General features: G+C 63.2%; 11 protein-coding genes. 5 read left to right on the top strand and 6 right to left on the bottom strand.

Translation table 11 applies throughout. The annotated features are described in order from the left end of the window. Positions 1-22 precede the first annotated feature (22 nt). Both DMX12_RS12075 and DMX12_RS12070 read left to right on the top strand, forming a co-directional pair. On the top strand, positions 23-2,317 hold the full coding sequence (locus tag DMX12_RS12075) for a fimbria/pilus outer membrane usher protein (protein WP_197879453.1): 2,295 nt from the start codon (positions 23-25) through the stop codon (positions 2,315-2,317). Then, positions 2,314-3,285 (top strand): spore coat U domain-containing protein, encoded by a 972-nt coding sequence (locus tag DMX12_RS12070; RefSeq protein WP_110677751.1) that lies wholly within the window; start codon positions 2,314-2,316, stop codon positions 3,283-3,285. The genes DMX12_RS12075 and DMX12_RS12070 overlap by 4 nt, the downstream gene beginning before the upstream one ends. A gap of 21 nt (positions 3,286-3,306) precedes the next feature. Here the strand turns inward: DMX12_RS12070 and DMX12_RS12065 are convergent, their stop codons facing one another. From DMX12_RS12065 to DMX12_RS12050, 4 genes are all read right to left on the bottom strand, one after another. Then, positions 3,307-4,455: a M14-type cytosolic carboxypeptidase gene (locus tag DMX12_RS12065; RefSeq protein ID WP_110677749.1), complete on the bottom strand. Its 1,149-nt coding sequence runs from the start codon at positions 4,453-4,455 to the stop codon at positions 3,307-3,309. Between the two features lie 95 nt (positions 4,456-4,550). Next, complete coding sequence (gene dkgB, locus DMX12_RS12060; protein ID WP_110677747.1) at positions 4,551-5,354, bottom strand: 2,5-didehydrogluconate reductase DkgB; 804 nt, start codon at positions 5,352-5,354, stop codon at positions 4,551-4,553. A 259-nt stretch (positions 5,355-5,613) separates the two neighbouring features. Beyond that, complete coding sequence (locus DMX12_RS12055) at positions 5,614-6,108, bottom strand: DUF934 domain-containing protein (protein ID WP_029886967.1); 495 nt, start codon at positions 6,106-6,108, stop codon at positions 5,614-5,616. Further along, positions 6,092-7,744: a nitrite/sulfite reductase gene (locus DMX12_RS12050; RefSeq protein ID WP_009685912.1), complete on the bottom strand. Its 1,653-nt coding sequence runs from the start codon at positions 7,742-7,744 to the stop codon at positions 6,092-6,094. The genes DMX12_RS12055 and DMX12_RS12050 overlap by 17 nt, the downstream gene beginning before the upstream one ends. 214 nt (positions 7,745-7,958) lie before the next feature. Between DMX12_RS12050 and DMX12_RS12045 the strand changes: the two genes are divergently transcribed. Beyond that, positions 7,959-9,035 (top strand): ABC transporter substrate-binding protein, encoded by a 1,077-nt coding sequence (locus DMX12_RS12045; protein ID WP_110677745.1) that lies wholly within the window; start codon positions 7,959-7,961, stop codon positions 9,033-9,035. Between the two features lie 277 nt (positions 9,036-9,312). Here DMX12_RS12045 and DMX12_RS12040 read toward each other — a convergent pair whose 3' ends face one another. Both DMX12_RS12040 and metH read right to left on the bottom strand, forming a co-directional pair. Beyond that, positions 9,313-9,531 (bottom strand): DUF2970 domain-containing protein, encoded by a 219-nt coding sequence (locus tag DMX12_RS12040; RefSeq protein ID WP_110677742.1) that lies wholly within the window; start codon positions 9,529-9,531, stop codon positions 9,313-9,315. Positions 9,532-9,691: 160 nt separating this feature from the next. After that, positions 9,692-13,399: a methionine synthase gene (metH, locus tag DMX12_RS12035; RefSeq protein ID WP_009685909.1), complete on the bottom strand. Its 3,708-nt coding sequence runs from the start codon at positions 13,397-13,399 to the stop codon at positions 9,692-9,694. Between the two features lie 180 nt (positions 13,400-13,579). Between metH and DMX12_RS12030 the strand changes: the two genes are divergently transcribed. Together DMX12_RS12030 and DMX12_RS12025 are read left to right on the top strand one after the other, a co-directional pair. After that, on the top strand, positions 13,580-15,880 hold the full coding sequence (locus DMX12_RS12030) for a fatty acid cis/trans isomerase (RefSeq protein ID WP_110677740.1): 2,301 nt from the start codon (positions 13,580-13,582) through the stop codon (positions 15,878-15,880). A gap of 113 nt (positions 15,881-15,993) precedes the next feature. Then, positions 15,994-17,028, top strand: a complete 1,035-nt coding sequence (locus tag DMX12_RS12025; protein WP_009685907.1) for an acyltransferase — start codon at positions 15,994-15,996, stop codon at positions 17,026-17,028. The last annotated feature ends 27 nt before the right edge of the window (positions 17,029-17,055 follow it).

Genomic DNA, 17,055 nt, shown 5'->3' with positions numbered 1-17,055 from the left:
CTGCGGGTGCCTGCAGTTGGCCGTGCTTGGCCCAGCGCTGGCGCTGGCCGACGACCTGCCGCCGCCGCCCACGGAGCTGTCCGCCATCGCCGACGCCACGCTGTTCCTCGACCTGATGGTGAACCGCATGCCCAAGGCTGAGCTGGTGCCGGTGCAGCAGCGGGCCGGCCAGTTGTACCTGGACAGCGCCGTGTTGCGTGCGGCGGGCGTGACACTGCCCGGCGACCCGCAGGGCGAGGTCGCCCTCGACGCGGTGAGCGGGCTGCACGCCGATTACGACAGCCGGAACCTGCTGCTGTTGCTGCAGGTGCCGGCGGCCTGGTTGCCCGAGCAGCAGGTCGGCGATCGTAACCTGTACCCGCCCAGCGATGCGCGGAGCAGCTTCGGCGCGTTGTTCAACTACGACCTGTACCTGAACGACACCGATGACGGCGGCACCTACCTGGCGGCCTGGAACGAACTGCGCGTGTTCAACGGCTGGGGCACCTTCGCCAGCACCGGGCAATGGCGCCAATCGTTCAATGGCGCGCAGGCCGACCCGGCAAGGCGGGGCTTCCTGCGCTACGACACCACCTGGCGCTTCACCGACGAGCAGCGCCTGTTGACCTACGAGGCCGGCGATTTCGTTACCGGGGCACTGCCCTGGACCCGTTCGGTCCGGGTGGGCGGCGTGCAACTGTCGCGCGACTTCGCCGCGCGGCCGGACCTGGTCACTTACCCCTTGCCGGCCTTTGCCGGCGAAGCCGCGGTACCGACCTCGCTCGACCTGTTCATCAACGGCTACAAGGCCAGTTCCAACGAATTGCAGCCAGGCCCCTACACGCTGACCAACGTGCCGTTCATCAACGGCGCCGGCGAAGCAGTGGTGGTCACCACCGATGCCCTGGGCCGGCAGGTTTCCACCACCTTGCCGTTCTACGTCACCAGCAGCCTGTTGCAAAAAGGCCTGTCAGACTATTCGATAGCGGCCGGGAGCCTGAGGCGTGACTACGGTGTGCGGGACTTTGCCTACGGCGCGGGGGCGGCCAGCGCCAGCCTGCGCCATGGGGTAAGCGACACGTTCACCGTGGAAACCCACCTTGAAACCGCTGCCTCGCTGATGCTGGGTGGCCTGGGTGGCAACCTGCGGCTGGGCAACTTCGGTGTGCTCAATGCCGCGCTCGCGCAGAGCCGTTTCGACGGCGATCAGGGGCAGCAGGTCGCGCTGGGTTACCAATACAACAGCCAGCGCTTCGGTTTCAGCTACCAGCGCCTGCAACGGCGTGCCGACTATGCCGACCTGAGCCGGGTCGACACCCCGGACATACAGGCAAGCACACGCAGCGAGCAGGTCAGCCTCAGCCTCAACCTTGACAGGTACGGCAATGTCGGTGCCGGCTACTTTGACGTGCGCGCTGCAGACGGCACGCGTACCCGGCTGATCAACCTGAGCTACAGCAGGCCGTTGTCAGGCAGCAGCAGTGTGTACCTGTCGGCCAACCGCGAAATCGCTGGCGGGCAGTGGGCCGTGCAGGCGCAAATGGTGATTCCGTTCGACACCCATGGCACGCTGGCGCTAGGCCTGGAACGCAGCAACACCGGTGAAACCCTGCAGCGGGTCAATTACGGGCGCGCCGTGCCGGTAGGCAGCGGCGTGGGCTATAACCTCGGCTATGCCCAGGGGAGCGACCGCGATGCCTATCGCCAGGCCGATGTGACCTGGCGCTTGCAGTCGGTACAGCTACAGGCCGGCGTATATGGCAGCAGCGGCGCAACGACCCGCTGGGCCGATGCCAGTGGTTCGCTGGTATGGATGGATGGGCTGTTCGCCGCCAACCGGATCGACGACGCTTTCGTCGTGGTCAGTACCGACGGCTATGCCAATGTACCGGTGCGCTATGAAAACCAGGAGGTCGGCCGTACCGATGCCAGCGGCCACCTGCTGGTGCCGTACAGCAGTGGCTACTACCGCGGCAAGTACGAGATCGACCCCATGGACCTGCCGCCCGATGTGCTGGCGCCGAATGTGGAGCAGCGTGTGGCCGTGCGCCGCGGCAGTGGCTACCTGCTGGAGTTCCCGCTGAAACGGGTACTGGCGGCGAGCATCGAGCTGGTCGATGCCAGCCAGCAGCCGCTGAAGCTGGGCAGCCGGGTGACCCACGAGCAATCGGGCAGCCAGGCTGTGGTCGGTTGGGACGGGCTGGTGTACCTGGAGAACCTGTCGCCACGCAACCGCCTGCAGGTCGCGCTGGAGGGGGGCGGGCGCTGCCAGGTCGAGTTCGACTTCCCCGAAGCGCAAGGTTCGATCCCATTGCTTGGGCCGTTGGTGTGCCGATGATGGCCTGGCAGCGGGGCCTGCTGGCAAGCTTGCTGTGGTTGCCGATGGGGGCCGCCTGGGGGTTGTGCTCATCGGTGGCGACCCTGCCGGCCGCGTTCGGCAGCCTCAATTCCACGCAGGTGCGCACCACGGCACAGAACGCCTCGACCCTGAACTCGGGGTTGCAGTGCACAGGGTCGCTGCTGAGCGTGCTGAGCAACAGCGACCATTTCTATCTCACTATCACGTCGCCCAGCAGCGGCCTGGTAGGCCCGACGGGGGATGTGATTCCTTACACGGTGTACGGCGACAACACCACCAATTACCCGATTGCCCGCGGCGTGGCCTATGACTTCGCCCGTACCGGCATTCTCGACCTGTTGGGTTTGCTCGGCGGCACCACCCCCAAATCGGTGCCGCTGTACATGCGCACCCAGGTGGGTAGCAATGTCGCCGCTGGCCTGTACCAGGAAACCCTGACCATTGCCTGGAGCTGGGACTACTGTTCGGGCATTGGCTTGCTCGGCGCCTGCCTTGGGCGCGACATCGGTTCAGGCAGCAAGACCCTGACCGTGAGCCTGACAGTGACCAACGATTGCCAGATCACCACGCCCAACATCAACTTCGGCAGTGCCCCGGTGGTGGCAGGGTTCGCCACGGTCAGCCAGAGCCTGAGTGTGTCCTGCACCAAGGGCAGCAACTACACGGTTGGCCTGGACGACGGGCAGAACGTGGCCAATGGCAGGCGGCGCATGAAATCTACCACCAGCAATTACCTGGCATACGACATTTTCAAGGGTGCCGGTACGGTGCGGTGGGGCGCGGTCGGTGCGGCACGCCGCGCGAGCACTGATGCGGATGTGAACCCCGGTGCCGGTACCGGCACCGGCAGCCAGGTGTTCAACTACAACGCCAAGGTCTACACCGACCAGGCCACGCCGCCCGCGGCCAGCTATACCGACAGTGTGATCCTGGATGTGCAGTTTTGAAGGCATGCGCCAGCCGCGGGGTCAGCGCAAGTCGCCAAGCATGCCTGCCAGCGTCTCCAGCACGGCGCCGGCCAGTGCCTTGGAGCGCGCGCCCGACCAGCCGGTGGCGGCGTTGGGCGCATCATCATGGTCCTTGAATGGCATTTCCAGGGTCAGCGACAGGCAGTCGTACGCCATGCCCACCGCATTGCAGGCCAGGGTGGTGTTCGCCTGGCCAGGCTCGTCGCGGGTGTAGCCATGTACCGTCTGGAAGTCGCGGGTAAGGCTGCACAGGGTGCTGCGGAACTGCGCCTCGAGCTTTGCCAGCCGGGGTGTGTAGCCTGGGTTGCCCTCGCACGCCGCCGTGAATACATGGGGGATTTCTTCATCACCGTGCACGTCGATGAAGGCGTCCACACCATATTGCTTCATCTGCGCCTGGGCGAAGAACACTTCCGGGGTGAGTTCGACACTGGCGTCCTGCCAGGCACGGTTGAGGTCCTTGCCTTTGAAGTTGGTGCGCAGATGGCCAAGGAAGGCGCCGTCGGGGTTCATGTTGGGGATCAGGTACAGATCGGCTTTGCCCAGCAGTTGCTGGATCACCGTGTCGTTAGCCTGCAGGCGGTCTATCACGCCCTCCATGAACCATTCGGCCATGTGCTCGCCGGGGTGTTGCTGGGCGATCAGCCATAGCTTGCGCTTGCCCTCGGCACCATCACCCGCCCGTAGCAGGGGAATGTCCCGGCCTTGCACGCTGCGGCCGCTGGCCAGCAATTCGACACCGGGCAGTTGCCGGGCCCGCTCGATCAACTGGTTGTGGCGGGCGCGCGGGTATGGTTCGAAGTAGGCGAACCAGACCTGCGGCTGCTCAGCCTTGAGCTCGAACGAAAGCGCGCTGCCATCGAACTGGCTGGGTACCCGGAACCAGCGTTGCTGGTCGTAACTGGCAACGGCGTTGTAGCCGCTCCAGGCATGCTTGTACGAAGCGCCAGAGGCGTTGTCGAGGCTGAAGCGGTGGACCTGGCCCGGCGTCAGCCCGCTGACCCTGAAGTGGAACCACTGGTAATGGTCGCTGTGGGTGTCCGGGCGGATGGCCAGGCGCACCTGCGCCGGGTTGCTGGCATCCAGTACCTGGATATTGCCAGAATCGAAATCGCAGTCGATGTGCAGGGGGGACAGCGTTACGCTCATGGGCCGGGCTCCTTTGTGGGCATTGTTGTAGGCGTACTGTACACGGCTTGGCCGTGCAAAGTGGCGCTCGGTCCCATGCCCCCCTGCAGAGTGTCTCAGTCCCAATCAGGGGCAAGGCCCGGCGGGCTGACTTCACGGCCATTGCGTTCCAGCGTGGCGATGCGTGCCATGTCCTGGTCATCCAGCTTCAGGCTACGGGCCAACAGGTTGCTGGCCAGGTTCTCGCGCTGGGTCGACGAGGGGATCACCGCGTAGCCCAGTTGCAGGGCCCAGGCCAGGGCAACCTGGGCCACGGTGGCCTTGTGCTTGGTGGCGATCTCGGTCAGCACCGGGTCCTTCAGCACCTTGCCGTAGGCCAAGGTCATGTAGGACGTGACAGTGATGCCTTGCGCTTCGAGGTAGGCAGCGAGCTTGCTGTTCTGCAAGTACGGGCTGAGCTCGATCTGGTTGGTGGCGATTTCGCCTTTGCCCACCACCTCGATGGCTTGCTCGGTCAACGCGATATTGAAGTTCGACACCCCGATCTGGCGGGTCAGGCCCGCTTTCTTGACCTCGGCCAAGGCGGCCATGTAGGCGGGCAGGTCAACGCCGTTGCCCGGGGCTGGCCAGTGGATCAGCAACAGGTCCACGTAGTCGGTGCGCAGTTTTTTCAGGCTTTCCTTCAAGCTGTCTTGCAGCTTGTCATGGGCATAGTTGTCGACCCAGATCTTGGTGGTAATGAACAACTCACCGCGTGGTACACCGCTCTCGGCGATGGCCTGGCCGACCTCTGCTTCGTTCTTGTAGACCTGCGCGGTGTCGATGGCCCGGTAGCCCAGCTCGAGGGCGGCCTTGACCGAGTCGATGACCGTCTGGCCTGTGAGGCGAAAAGTACCGAGACCAAAAGATGGAATGCTCATGAGGTGGCTCCTGCTAGGTGAGGGAAGGGGCTGGAATTCAGCCAGGGGGTGCAGCCCCGTCCGTTGTTTGAGTGTGGAGCAGTGTGCAAGTTTGATGCGGTTTGATTAAGGCGGGGTTCGACCAAGGACATTTGATCCCCAGACAAAAGGGCGCAGGCGTGGGTGGGCTGGGAGGAAGCTGGGGCAGGGTTGAGCGGTACCGGCGGGTACAAATGAAACGGCCCGCCATTGCGGCGGGCCGTGGTGTTGCAGGTGGCAATCAGCGGCGACGGAACAGCGGCAGCGGCTCGTCGGTAGCGGCCTGGTAGGTCACCGAGAAGTCCTTGAGGCCCTGCAATGCGTCTTCCGGGTCCTTGTCGGCACGGATGGCGAATGCATCGAAACCGCAACGGGCCATGTAGAACAACTGGTCGCGCAGTACGTCACCAATGGCACGCAGCTCGCCCTTGAAGCCGTAGCGGTCACGCAGCAGGCGCGCATTGGAGTAGCTGCGCCCGTCGGTGAAGGCGGGGAAGTTCAAGGCGATGACCTGGAAGTACTGCACGTCTTCACCGATTTCTTCGGCTTCCTGGTCGCTGTCCAGCCACACGCCAAGGCCGCCGTCGCGGGCCTTGAGCACATGGGCATGGTCACGCCACATCTGCAGCGGAACGATGTAGTCGTCGCAGTTGGTCAGCTCGTCGAAAGCCGTTTCCTTGGGCAGCAGGTGCCAGGTTTCGTCGACGATCTGATTGTTCTTAATGATTCGCTGCATAGACGCGTTCCTTGAAGGGGTCGATACCGATACGCTGGTAGGTGTCGATGAAACGCTCTTCCTCGGTACGTTGCTCGACGTACACCGCGATCAGCTTTTCGATCACATCGGCCATGTCATCCTGGGCGAAGGACGGGCCGAGGATCTTGCCCAGGCTTGCGCCGCGTGCAGCGTTGCCGCCCAGCGACACCTGGTAGAACTCCTCACCTTTCTTGTCCACGCCGAGGATGCCGATGTGGCCCACGTGGTGGTGGCCGCAGGCGTTCATGCAGCCGGAAATGTTCAGGTCGATTTCGCCGATGTCGAACAGGTAGTCCAGGTCGTCGAAGCGGCGCTGGATGGACTCGGCAATCGGGATCGACTTGGCATTGGCCAGCGAGCAGTAATCACCGCCCGGGCAGCAGATGATGTCGGTCAGCAGGCCGATGTTCGGGGTGGCGAAGCCGCTTTCGCGCAATTCCAGCCACAGCGCGTGCAGTTGGCGCTGCTCAACATCGGCCAGGATGATGTTCTGCTCGTGCGAGGTACGCAGGAAGCCGAAGCTGTAGCGCTCGGCCAGGTCGGCCACGGCGTCCAGCTGCTTGTCGGTCAGGTCACCCGGGGCCACCCCGGTGGGTTTGAGCGACAGGGTAACGGCCACGTAACCCGGCCGCTTGTGAGCGCGGGTGTTGCGCGAGCGCCAGCGGGCGAAGCCAGGGTACTCAGCGTCCTGGGCGGCGAAGTCGACGTTGTCCAGGGCCAGGTATTCGGGGTCGACGAAGTGGCGCGATACCCGCTGCACTTCGGCTTCGGTCAGGGTAGTGCTGCCGCCACGCAGGTGGACCATTTCGGCCTCGACCTTTTCGGCGAACACTTCCGGGGTCAGGGCCTTGACCAGGATCTTGATCCGCGCCTTGTACTTGTTGTCACGGCGACCGTAACGGTTGTACACGCGCAGGATGGCGTCGAGGTAGCTGATCAGGTCTTGCCACGGCAGGAATTCGTTTATGAACGAGCCGACCACCGGGGTACGCCCCAGGCCGCCGCCTACCAATACGCGGAAGCCCAGCTCACCGGCCGCATTGCGCACCGGCTCCAGGCCGATATCGTGCACTTCGATGGCGGCACGGTCTTCCTGCGAGCCATTGATGGCAATCTTGAATTTGCGCGGCAGGAAGGCGAATTCCGGGTGGAAGGTGGTCCACTGGCGCACGATTTCGCACCATGGCCGCGGGTCGATGACCTCGTCTGCAGCAACCCCGGCGAACTGGTCGGTGGTGGTGTTGCGCAGGCAGTTGCCGCTGGTCTGGATCGCGTGCATCTGCACTTTGGCCAGCTCGGCAAGGATGTCCGGAACATCTTCCAGCGCCGGCCAGTTGTACTGCACGTTCTGCCGGGTGGAAATGTGGGCGTAGCCCTTGTCGTAGTCGCGGGCGATCTTGGCCAGGGTGCGAACCTGGGTGGCGTTCAGCTGGCCGTACGGCACGGCGACACGCAGCATCGGCGCGAAACGTTGGATGTATAGGCCGTTCTGCAGGCGCAGAGGGCGGAATTCTTCTTCGCTCAGCTCACCGGCCAGGTAGCGGCGGGTCTGATCACGGAACTGCTTGACGCGGTCCTCGATGATCCGCTGATCGTACTCGTCGTATACGTACATAAAAGTCCTGTCTCAGGCATGCAGCTATTCGCGCGCACGGCCGCGCACTCCGGTACGGAGCCGGGGAACGATAGCAGGTTGCGTTTATGCGCTAAAGTGATGTTTTTGCATATGAAAAGAACCAAATGGACTATGTGAGACTGACTGCCATTTGTGCCCAGTATACCGGCGCGGCGGGTATAATCCGCGGTTTGCGTTACAGGGATGCCAGCCTATGTTGAAGGCGTTGTGCCAAAGCATTTGTCTTGCCTTGCCGCTGGCGGCGAGCGCACAACCGGCTTCGGTGGTGTTCCTCAACCCGGGGCTGTCCAACGAGACGTTCTGGAACAGCTACAGCCGGTTCATGCAGGCCGCCGCCCAGGAGCTGGGCATGACCCTGCGCGTGCAATACACCGAGCGCAACCCCGACCAGGCGTTGACCCAGGCCAGGGCGATACTCACCGCGGCGCAGCGGCCCGATTACCTGGTGGTGGTCAACGAGCAATACGTGGCGCCGGAAATCCTGCGCCTGTCGCGCGGCACGGGGGTGAAGCTGCTGCTGGTGAACAATGGCCTCACGGCCAGCCAGGAGCGCAGTATCCTGGCCCAGCCCGACAAGTTCGCCGCGCCACTGGGCACACTGACCAGCAATGACGAACAGGCGGGTTTCGAGATGTTGCATCAGATGGTCGCGCAATTGCCACGTGGCCATGGCCCGGTGGAGTTGCTGGCGTTTGTCGGCGTCAAGACCACGCCGGCCTCGCAACTGCGCGAGCAGGGCATGCGCAGGGCGCTGGCCGATTTCCCCCAGGTGCGCTTGCGCCAGGTGGTATATGGCGGCTGGAGCCGACAGCGGGCCTACGAGCAGGCACAGCTGCTGCTGCAGCGTTACCCGAACATCGGCCTGGTGTGGTCGGCCAATGACGAAATGGCCTTCGGCGCCATGCAAGCTTTCCAGGAAGCCGGCCATACGCCGGGGCGTGACGTGCTGTTCGGTGCTGTGAACAGCTCGCCCGAGGCGCTGCGTGCACGCATCGACGGCCGCCTGAGCGTGCTGTTGGGTGGGCATTTCACCCTCGGTGGCTGGGCCATGGTGATGCTGCACGATGATGCCCAGGGGCTGGCGCTGGGCCGTGATGGCTTGGGTGTACACACGGCGCCGGTCATGCAGGTGATTGACCAGGCCAAGGCCAGGCGTTGGCTGAAACTGCTGGAGCGGGACGACTATGGCGTGGATTTTCAGCGTTACAGTGCCGAAGGGCGGCCTGCCAGTTACCAGTACCCGTTTTTGACGTCGCCGGTCGAATATTGAAAGACCCTGCTTGAGAGAAGGGCATTGCTCGTCTTAACTGCTGGTTGTGAAGTGCATTCCCATAACCACTACAAGAGGCAATGCAATGGGAAACTCAACCAAGGTCCGCAAAGCTGACAGCAGCGTCGATGCCTGGGCGATCCTCTGCCTGATCGTGCTGGTGGTCGTCACCGCCGTGTACTGGGTCAGCCACCAGTGACTTGAACCTTCCGACCGTGATGCAGCCACGGCGCCTGCGGCAGCCATTGCGCAGGCGTTGTGCTTTGCGGCCCCGTGATTAACGCGCGGAAAGGTGTAGCGCCAGTTGCACCAGGCCAATCAGCACGGCAATGAACACCAAGGTGAACAGTGTGCCCATGACGATGAAATGGCTTGCCTTGCCATGGGTGAAGTCGCGGGCGCGGTTCTTGCCGCTTTGCACGCCGAAGGCGGCGGCCAGGATGCTGTGCAGCATCTGCCAGAAGGTCGGCGGTTTGCCTTGGCTGGAATCGTCCATGGTGGCTCCTGAATAATCAGAGGCAATCAGGGACAGTGTAGGTGGGGTTTGCCACTGCCGTGCAACCCGTTCGCGACCTGAGCCCGCACCTGCCGAAGCAACCGGGCCCGGGCAGCCGCCCCCAGGTGTCGCGAAGGGCCGCAAGGCGGCCCCGGCAGACTCAGCTGTCGTAACCCAGGTTAGGGGCCAGCCAGCGCTCGCTGACGCTGACATCCTGGCCTTTACGCGCGCTGTAACACTCGATCTGGTCCTTGTCGACCTTGCCCACGGCAAAGTACTGCGCCTGCGGGTGGGCGAAGTACCAGCCACTGACCGCCGCGGCCGGGAACATCGCGAAGTGCTCGGTGAGGAACACGCCGCTTGGCCCGGTTTCGCCAATGGCCGTGCCATCGAGCAGGCGGAACAGGGTCTCTTTTTCGGTATGGTCCGGGCAGGCCGGGTAGCCCGGTGCCGGGCGGATGCCGCGGTACTGCTCCTTGATCAGCGCTTCGTTGTCCAGTTGCTCGTCGCGGGCATAACCCCAGTGTTCCTTGCGCACCTGTTCGTGCAGCCATTCGGCACAGGCTTCGGCCAGGCGGTCGGCCAGGGCCTTGACCATGATCGAGCTGTAGTCGTCGCCTTTGTCCTGATACGCCTTGGCCACTTCCTCGGCACCAATGCCGGCCGTGGTGATGAAGCCCCCCACGTAATCGGTCACGCCGCTGCCTTTGGGCGCGACGAAGTCGGCCAGCGACCAGTTGGCCTTGCCGTCCGGCTTGATGGTCTGCTGGCGCAGGTGGTGCAGGGTGGCCAGGGTCTGGCCATCTGCACCGTAGACTTCGATATCGTCATCGGCGACCTGGTTGGCCGGCCAGAAGCCGAACACCGCCCGGGCACTGATCAGCTTTTCGTCGATCAGCTTGTCGAGCATTTCGCGGGCATCGTTGTACAGCGCCGTGGCCGCTTCGCCGACCACCTCGTCGGTGAGGATGCGCGGGAACTTACCGGCCAGGTCCCAGGAAATGAAGAACGGTGTCCAGTCGATGTATTCGGCCAAGGTGCGCAGATCGATGTCTTCCAGCACCTTCACGCCGGTGAAGGAGGGTACCGCTGGCTGGTAGCCGGCCCAATCGTATTGCGGCTTGGCGGCGATGGCCTGGGCGTAGCTCAGGCGCTCGGTACGGGCACTGCGGTTGGCGGTGCGTTCGCGTACTTCCACGTACTCCTGGCGGGTCCGCTCGATGAAGCCTGGCTTGAGCTCCCTGGACAGCAGCTGGGTAGCCACGCCAACCGCGCGCGAGGCGTCGGTGACGTAGACCACGGCATCGTTGCTGTACTTCGGTTCGATCTTGACGGCGGTATGCGCCTTGGACGTCGTGGCGCCCCCGATCATCAGCGGCAGCGTGAAGCCCTGGCGCTGCATTTCGCGGGCAACGTGGACCATCTCGTCCAGCGACGGCGTGATCAGGCCGGAGAGGCCGATGATGTCGCACTTTTCGTCGCGAGCGGTTTGCAGAATTTTCTCGGCCGGCACCATCACGCCAAGGTCGACGATATCGTAACCGTTGCAGCCCAGCACCACGCCAACGATGTTCTTGCCGATGTCGTGCACGTCGCCTTTCACCGTGGCCATCAGGATCTTGCCTTTGGCTTCGGGCTTGTCACCTTTCTCGGCCTCGATGAAGGGGATCAGGTGCGCCACTGCCTGCTTCATCACCCGGGCCGACTTGACCACCTGGGGCAGGAACATCTTGCCCGCGCCGAACAGGTCCCCGACCACGTTCATGCCGTTCATCAGCGGGCCTTCGATCACTTCGATCGGGCGTGCGCACTGCTGGCGGCAGGCTTCGGTGTCCTCGACGATGAATGCGGTAATGCCCTTGACCAGCGCGTGCTCCAGGCGTTTTTCCACCGGCAGCGAGCGCCACTCTTCGTTTTCCACCTCTTTGGTGGCGCCGCCGCCGCGGTAGTCTTCGGCGATTGCCAGCAGGGCGTCGGTGCCGTGCGGGGTGCGGTTGAGCACCACGTCCTCGACCTTTTCGCGCAGCGCAGCGGGAATTTCGTCGTAGATTTCCAGCTGGCCGGCATTGACGATACCCATGGTCAGGCCGTTCTGGATCGCGTGGTAGAGGAATACCGAATGGATCGCCTCACGCACCGGGTTGTTGCCACGGAACGAGAACGACACGTTGGACACACCGCCCGAGCTCAGCGCATGCGGCAGGTGATCGCGAATGTAGGCACAGGCCTCGATGAAATCGACGGCGTAGTTGTTGTGCTCTTCGATACCGGTGGCGACGGCGAAGATGTTCGGGTCGAAGATGATGTCTTCCGGCGGGAAGCCCACTTCGTTGACCAGGATGTCGTAACTGCGCTGGCAGATTTCCTTCTTGCGCGCAGCCGTGTCGGCCTGGCCCACTTCGTCGAAGGCCATGACCACCACGGCGGCGCCGTAGCGTTTGCACAGGCGGGCATGGTGCTTGAACTGCTCCACGCCTTCTTTCATGGAAATGGAGTTGACGATGCCCTTGCCCTGGATGCACTTCAGGCCCGCCTCGATCACTTCCCACTTCGACGAGTCGATCATGATCGGCACGCGCGAGATGTCCGGTTCGCCAGCGATCAGGTTGAGGAAGCGGACCATGGCGGCCTGGGAGTCGAGCATCCCTTCGTCCATGTTGATGTCGATCACCTGGGCGCCGGCTTCGACCTGCTGCAGGGCGACTTCCAGGGCTTCGGTGTAGTTCTCTTCACGGATAAGCCGGGCGAACTTGGCGGAGCCGGTGATGTTGGTACGCTCGCCAACGTTCACGAACAGCGACTGGCGGTCGATGGTGAACGGCTCCAGGCCCGACAGGCGGCAGGCCTTGGCGATTTCCGGAATTTCGCGCGGCGGGTATTTGGCGACCGCTTCGGCAATCGCCTGGATGTGGCCCGGGGTGGTACCGCAGCAACCGCCGATGATGTTGAGGAACCCGCTGGCGGCGAACTCCTCGACCACCGCGGCCATTTCGGCAGGGCTTTCGTCGTATTCACCGAAGGCGTTGGGCAGGCCGGCGTTGGGGTGTGCCGAGACATGGGTGTCGGCCTTGGTCGACAGTTCTTCCAGGTACGGGCGCAGGTCCTTGGCGCCCAGGGCGCAGTTCAGGCCCACGGAAATCGGCTTGGCGTGGCGTACCGAGTTCCAGAACGCTTCGGTGGTCTGGCCCGACAGGGTGCGCCCGGAGGCATCGGTAATGGTGCCGGAGATCATGATCGGCAGTTCGATGCTGTCTTCCTCGAACACCTGTTGTACGGCGAAGATCGCCGCCTTGGCGTTGAGGGTGTCGAAGATGGTCTCGATCAGGATCAGGTCGGCGCCGCCTTCGATCAGGCCACGGGTGGCCTCCACATAGTTGACCACCAGCTCGTCGAAGGTGACGTTGCGGTAGCCAGGGTCGTTGACGTCCGGTGAAATCGAACAGGTGCGGCTGGTAGGGCCGAGCACGCCAGCAACGAAGCGCGGCTTATCGGGGGTTTCCAGCGTCTTGGCATCGGCCACTTGGCGGGCAATGCGCGCGCCTTCGACGTTCAGCTCGTACACCAGCGATTCCATGCCGTAGTCGGCCTGGGAGATTTGCGTGGCATTGAAGGTGTTGGTTTCGAGAATATCCGCGCCCGCATCCAGGTAGGCTTTCTCGATGGCAGCGATCACGTCTGGGCGGCTGAGCAGCAACAAATCGTTGTTACCCTTGACATCGCTTGGCCAATCGGCGAAACGCGTGCCACGATAGTCGTGTTCCTCGAGCCGGTAGCTTTGGATCATAGTGCCCATGCCGCCGTCGAGGATCAGGATGCGCTCTTTGAGGGCGTTCTGGAGTGCTTGGAGACGAGCGCTGCGGTCGGACATAGGAACTACCTGGTCGGGCGAATATCAGAAGGGGCCGAATCATAACAAAGCTGCGCGGTTTTTAGGTGCATCGCCCATTTCCATGAATTCTGCTCATGTTGGCCTAGCCGGTGAAAAACGGTGGCCAAGGACGACCAGGCAATAAATCGTGATGGCTTCAAGAACCAGGACTTTCCGCACATGGTGCAACGTATCCTTGCCGGCGCTTTCGCCCTGCTCCTCAGTGGCGCGGTGCTTGGGCAAGCTCCCCAGTCGAGCCCGGCCATATCCTACACCCGGGACATTCAACCCATCTTCACCGAGAAATGCGTGGCCTGCCACGCCTGCAACGATGCCGCCTGCCAACTGAAGCTGGAAAGCCCCGAAGGCGCAGTACGCGGGGCCAGCAAGGTTCCGGTGTACCAGGGCGAGCGCAGCCAGGCAGTGCCCACCACGCGGCTGTTCTACGACGCCCACAGCGAGAGCGAGTGGCGCAAGAAAGGCTTCTATTCGGTGCTCGACAACCAGGGCAGCCAGGCCGCGCTGATGGCGCGCATGCTCGAACTGGGGCACAAGACGCCACTCACGCCCAATGCCAAGGTGCCTGACGAGATCGTCCTGGGCCTGAACCGCAACAACATGTGCCCCTTGCCCCATGAGTTCGATGCCTACGCCGGCGCCCACCCCGGGGAAGGCATGCCGCTGGCCGTGACCGGGTTGACGGACCAGGAATACGACACCATGCGCCGCTGGCTGGCCGCCGGCGCGCCGGTCGAATACCAGCCGATCCAACCCAGCGCTGCCGAAGCCCGGCAAATCGCCGAATGGGAGGAGCTGCTCAACCGCCCAGGCTCCACCGAAGCGCTGGTTGGCCGCTGGCTGTACGAGCACCTGTTCCTGGCGCATATCTATTTTGCAGGGGGCGAGCAGGGCCACTTCTTCCAGTGGGTGCGCTCGCGCACGCCAAGCGGCCAGCCGGCTGACATCATCGCCACGCGGCGGCCCAACGACCCGCCCGGTACCGACTTCTATTACCGGTTGATCCCGGTGCAGGGCGTGATCGTGCACAAGACGCATATCACCTACCCAATGGGGCCGCAAAAGCTCAAGCGGGTAAAGCAGCTGTTCTATGCCGGTGACTGGCATGCCAGCGCGCTGCCCGGCTATGGCCCACGCCACCGCGCCAACCCGTTCGAAACCTTCGAGGCCATCCCGGCGGTGGCGCGCTACCAGTTCATGCTGGATAACGCCGAGTACTTCGTGCGCACCTTCATCCGCGGGCCTGTTTGCCGGGGCCAGATCGCCACCGACGTGATTCGCGACAACTTCTGGGCGTTGTTCCAGGAGCCCGCGCACGACCGCTACATCACCGATGCGCACTACCGCGGCGAAGCCACGCCGTTGCTGGCCATGCCAGGCCAGAACGACGACGTGGGCAGTGTGCTGAGCCTGTGGCACGCGTACCGCGACAAGCGCAACGCGTATGAAAAGCTGCGCCGGGAAGCCTATGCCGAGATGCCGGCCCCAGGCTGGGCGACGCTGTGGGCCGGTAACGACAATGCCCTGCTGAGCATTTTCCGTCATTTCGACAGCGCCTCGGTCACCAAGGGCCTGGTCGGCGATGTGCCCCTTACCGTCTGGCTGTTCGACTACCCGCTGCTCGAACGCACCTATTACCAGCTGGCAGTCAATTTCGATGTGTATGGCAACGTGTCCCACCAGTTGCAGACGCGCCTGTACTTCGACCTGATCCGCAACGGTGCCGAGGTCAATTTCCTGCGCCTGATGCCGGCAGACCAGCGCAAGGCGATTCTTGGCGACTGGTACCAGAACAGCGGCAAGGTCAAGATGTGGCTGGACTACGAGGACATCGACAGTGACACGCCGAGCGGTATCAAGCTTGACCCGCGCAACCCCACGCGCGACTTCGGCCTCAAGCTGTTGCAGCGCACCGGCAGCCTGAATGCCGCGCCCGACCCGATCAACCGCTGCCAGGGCGCCTTCTGCTCGCGGCCGCAAATGAGCGAAGAGTTCCGCAATGCCGAGCAGTCGCTCAGCCGCCTGGTCTCGCGCCCGGCGGCCGGGCTGAAGGTGATCAACCAGCTGCCCGAGGCGACGATGTTGCGCATCGAAGGGCAGGGCGGCCAGCGCCAGGTGTACAGCCTGCTACGCAACCGTGCGCACAGCAACGTGGCCTTCCTGCTTGGCGAGGCCTATCGCTACCAGCCTGGCCTGGACACCCTGACCCTGTACCCCGGTGTGCTCAGCAGTTACCCCAACTTCATGTTCAACATCCCGACCAAGGATGTGCCGGAATTCGTCGAGGACATGGAGGCCGCGAAGGACGATGCAGCTAAGTTCGAACGCATTGTCATGCGTTGGGGCGTGCGCCGCAGCCACCCCGAGTTCTGGCGTTACTTCCATGACCTGAACAGCTACATCAAGGAAACCGAGCCGGTCGAGGCCGGGGTGCTGGACATGAACCGCTACGAAAACCTCTGATCGGTTTGGCTGACCTTTCTGATACACCTGCGGTCGGAAAGTGTTAGGTGGCCTGTATCGGTGCTCATGCAGCCGATACGGGCCTCAATGCACCGAAAAGCGCAGGTTATTTCATGTTGTATTCGCTTCAGGCATTGCGGGCGTTCGCCGCTTGGGTGGTGGTCTGCCACCATTTCATGCAGATCTTCTTCGACTTCCATGCCACCGGCCCCGTCGGCCAATTGCTCACTGACCGGGGCGCTGTGGGCGTGGACATCTTCTTCGTGATCAGTGGGCTGGTTATCTACCTGTCGACCTGCGACAAGCCGGTCGAGCCCCGCCAGTTTCTGCTCAACCGGGTGCTGCGCATCGTTCCCGCCTACTGGTTCTATACGGCCCTAATGGCCTTGCTGTTGCTGGCGTTCAGCCAATGGATGCCGCACCAGGTGTTCAGTTGGCATCACCTGCTGCTGTCGCTGCTGTTCATCCCGGCGGAGAACCCCGGCGGTTACGGCCTGTATCCCACCTTGAACGTGGGCTGGACGCTGAACTTCGAAATGTTCTTCTACCTGCTGTTCGGCCTGGCTTTTCTTGTGCGCAAACGTCACCACCTGCTGCTGGTGGCTGGCGCCTTGCTGCTGGTCAGCGAGGTGCTGGGGCGGTTTGGCTTGCTCAGCCGCTTTTACAACAACGACATCATCTATGAGTTCTTGCTCGGCATCGGCCTTGGGGTCTTGTACCGCCATGGGCTGATCCGCCAGGGCCGGGTTCTGGCGTTGCTGCTGCTGGGGGCGGCAGGCCTGGCCATCTATCACCTCGATGCATCGCAGCGCTTGCTGCATTGGGGCGTGCCGAGCGCAATGATCGTGCTGGCCTTCATCGCTCTGGAACCGATGTTCAAAGGCAACCGGCTGCTCAAGGCGCTGGGCGACTGCTCGTATTCCGTGTACCTGATCCATGTGCTGGTGCTGTATGCCGGCTGGTTCGCCAGCCAGCGTTTGCAGTTGAATCCTTACTGGGTATTCGCGGTGTGCGTGCCGTCCATTGGACTAATGTCGTGGTTCAGCTATTGCTGGCTGGAACGTGGCCTGTACCGGCGCATGCAGGCGTGGCTGGCGGCGCCGCGAGGGGGCGAGCCGGCCTACGCGCTTTCCCGAGTCAAATACTAGGACTTTGTTCGATGCGCCGGTTGGCGT

It is taken from the genome of Pseudomonas sp. MB-090624 (genome assembly GCF_003205245.1).
Lineage (GTDB): Bacteria > Pseudomonadota > Gammaproteobacteria > Pseudomonadales > Pseudomonadaceae > Aquipseudomonas > Aquipseudomonas juntendi.
The sequence above is the reverse complement of the archived record's forward strand: the minus strand, read 5'-3'. Positions and strand labels throughout refer to the sequence as shown.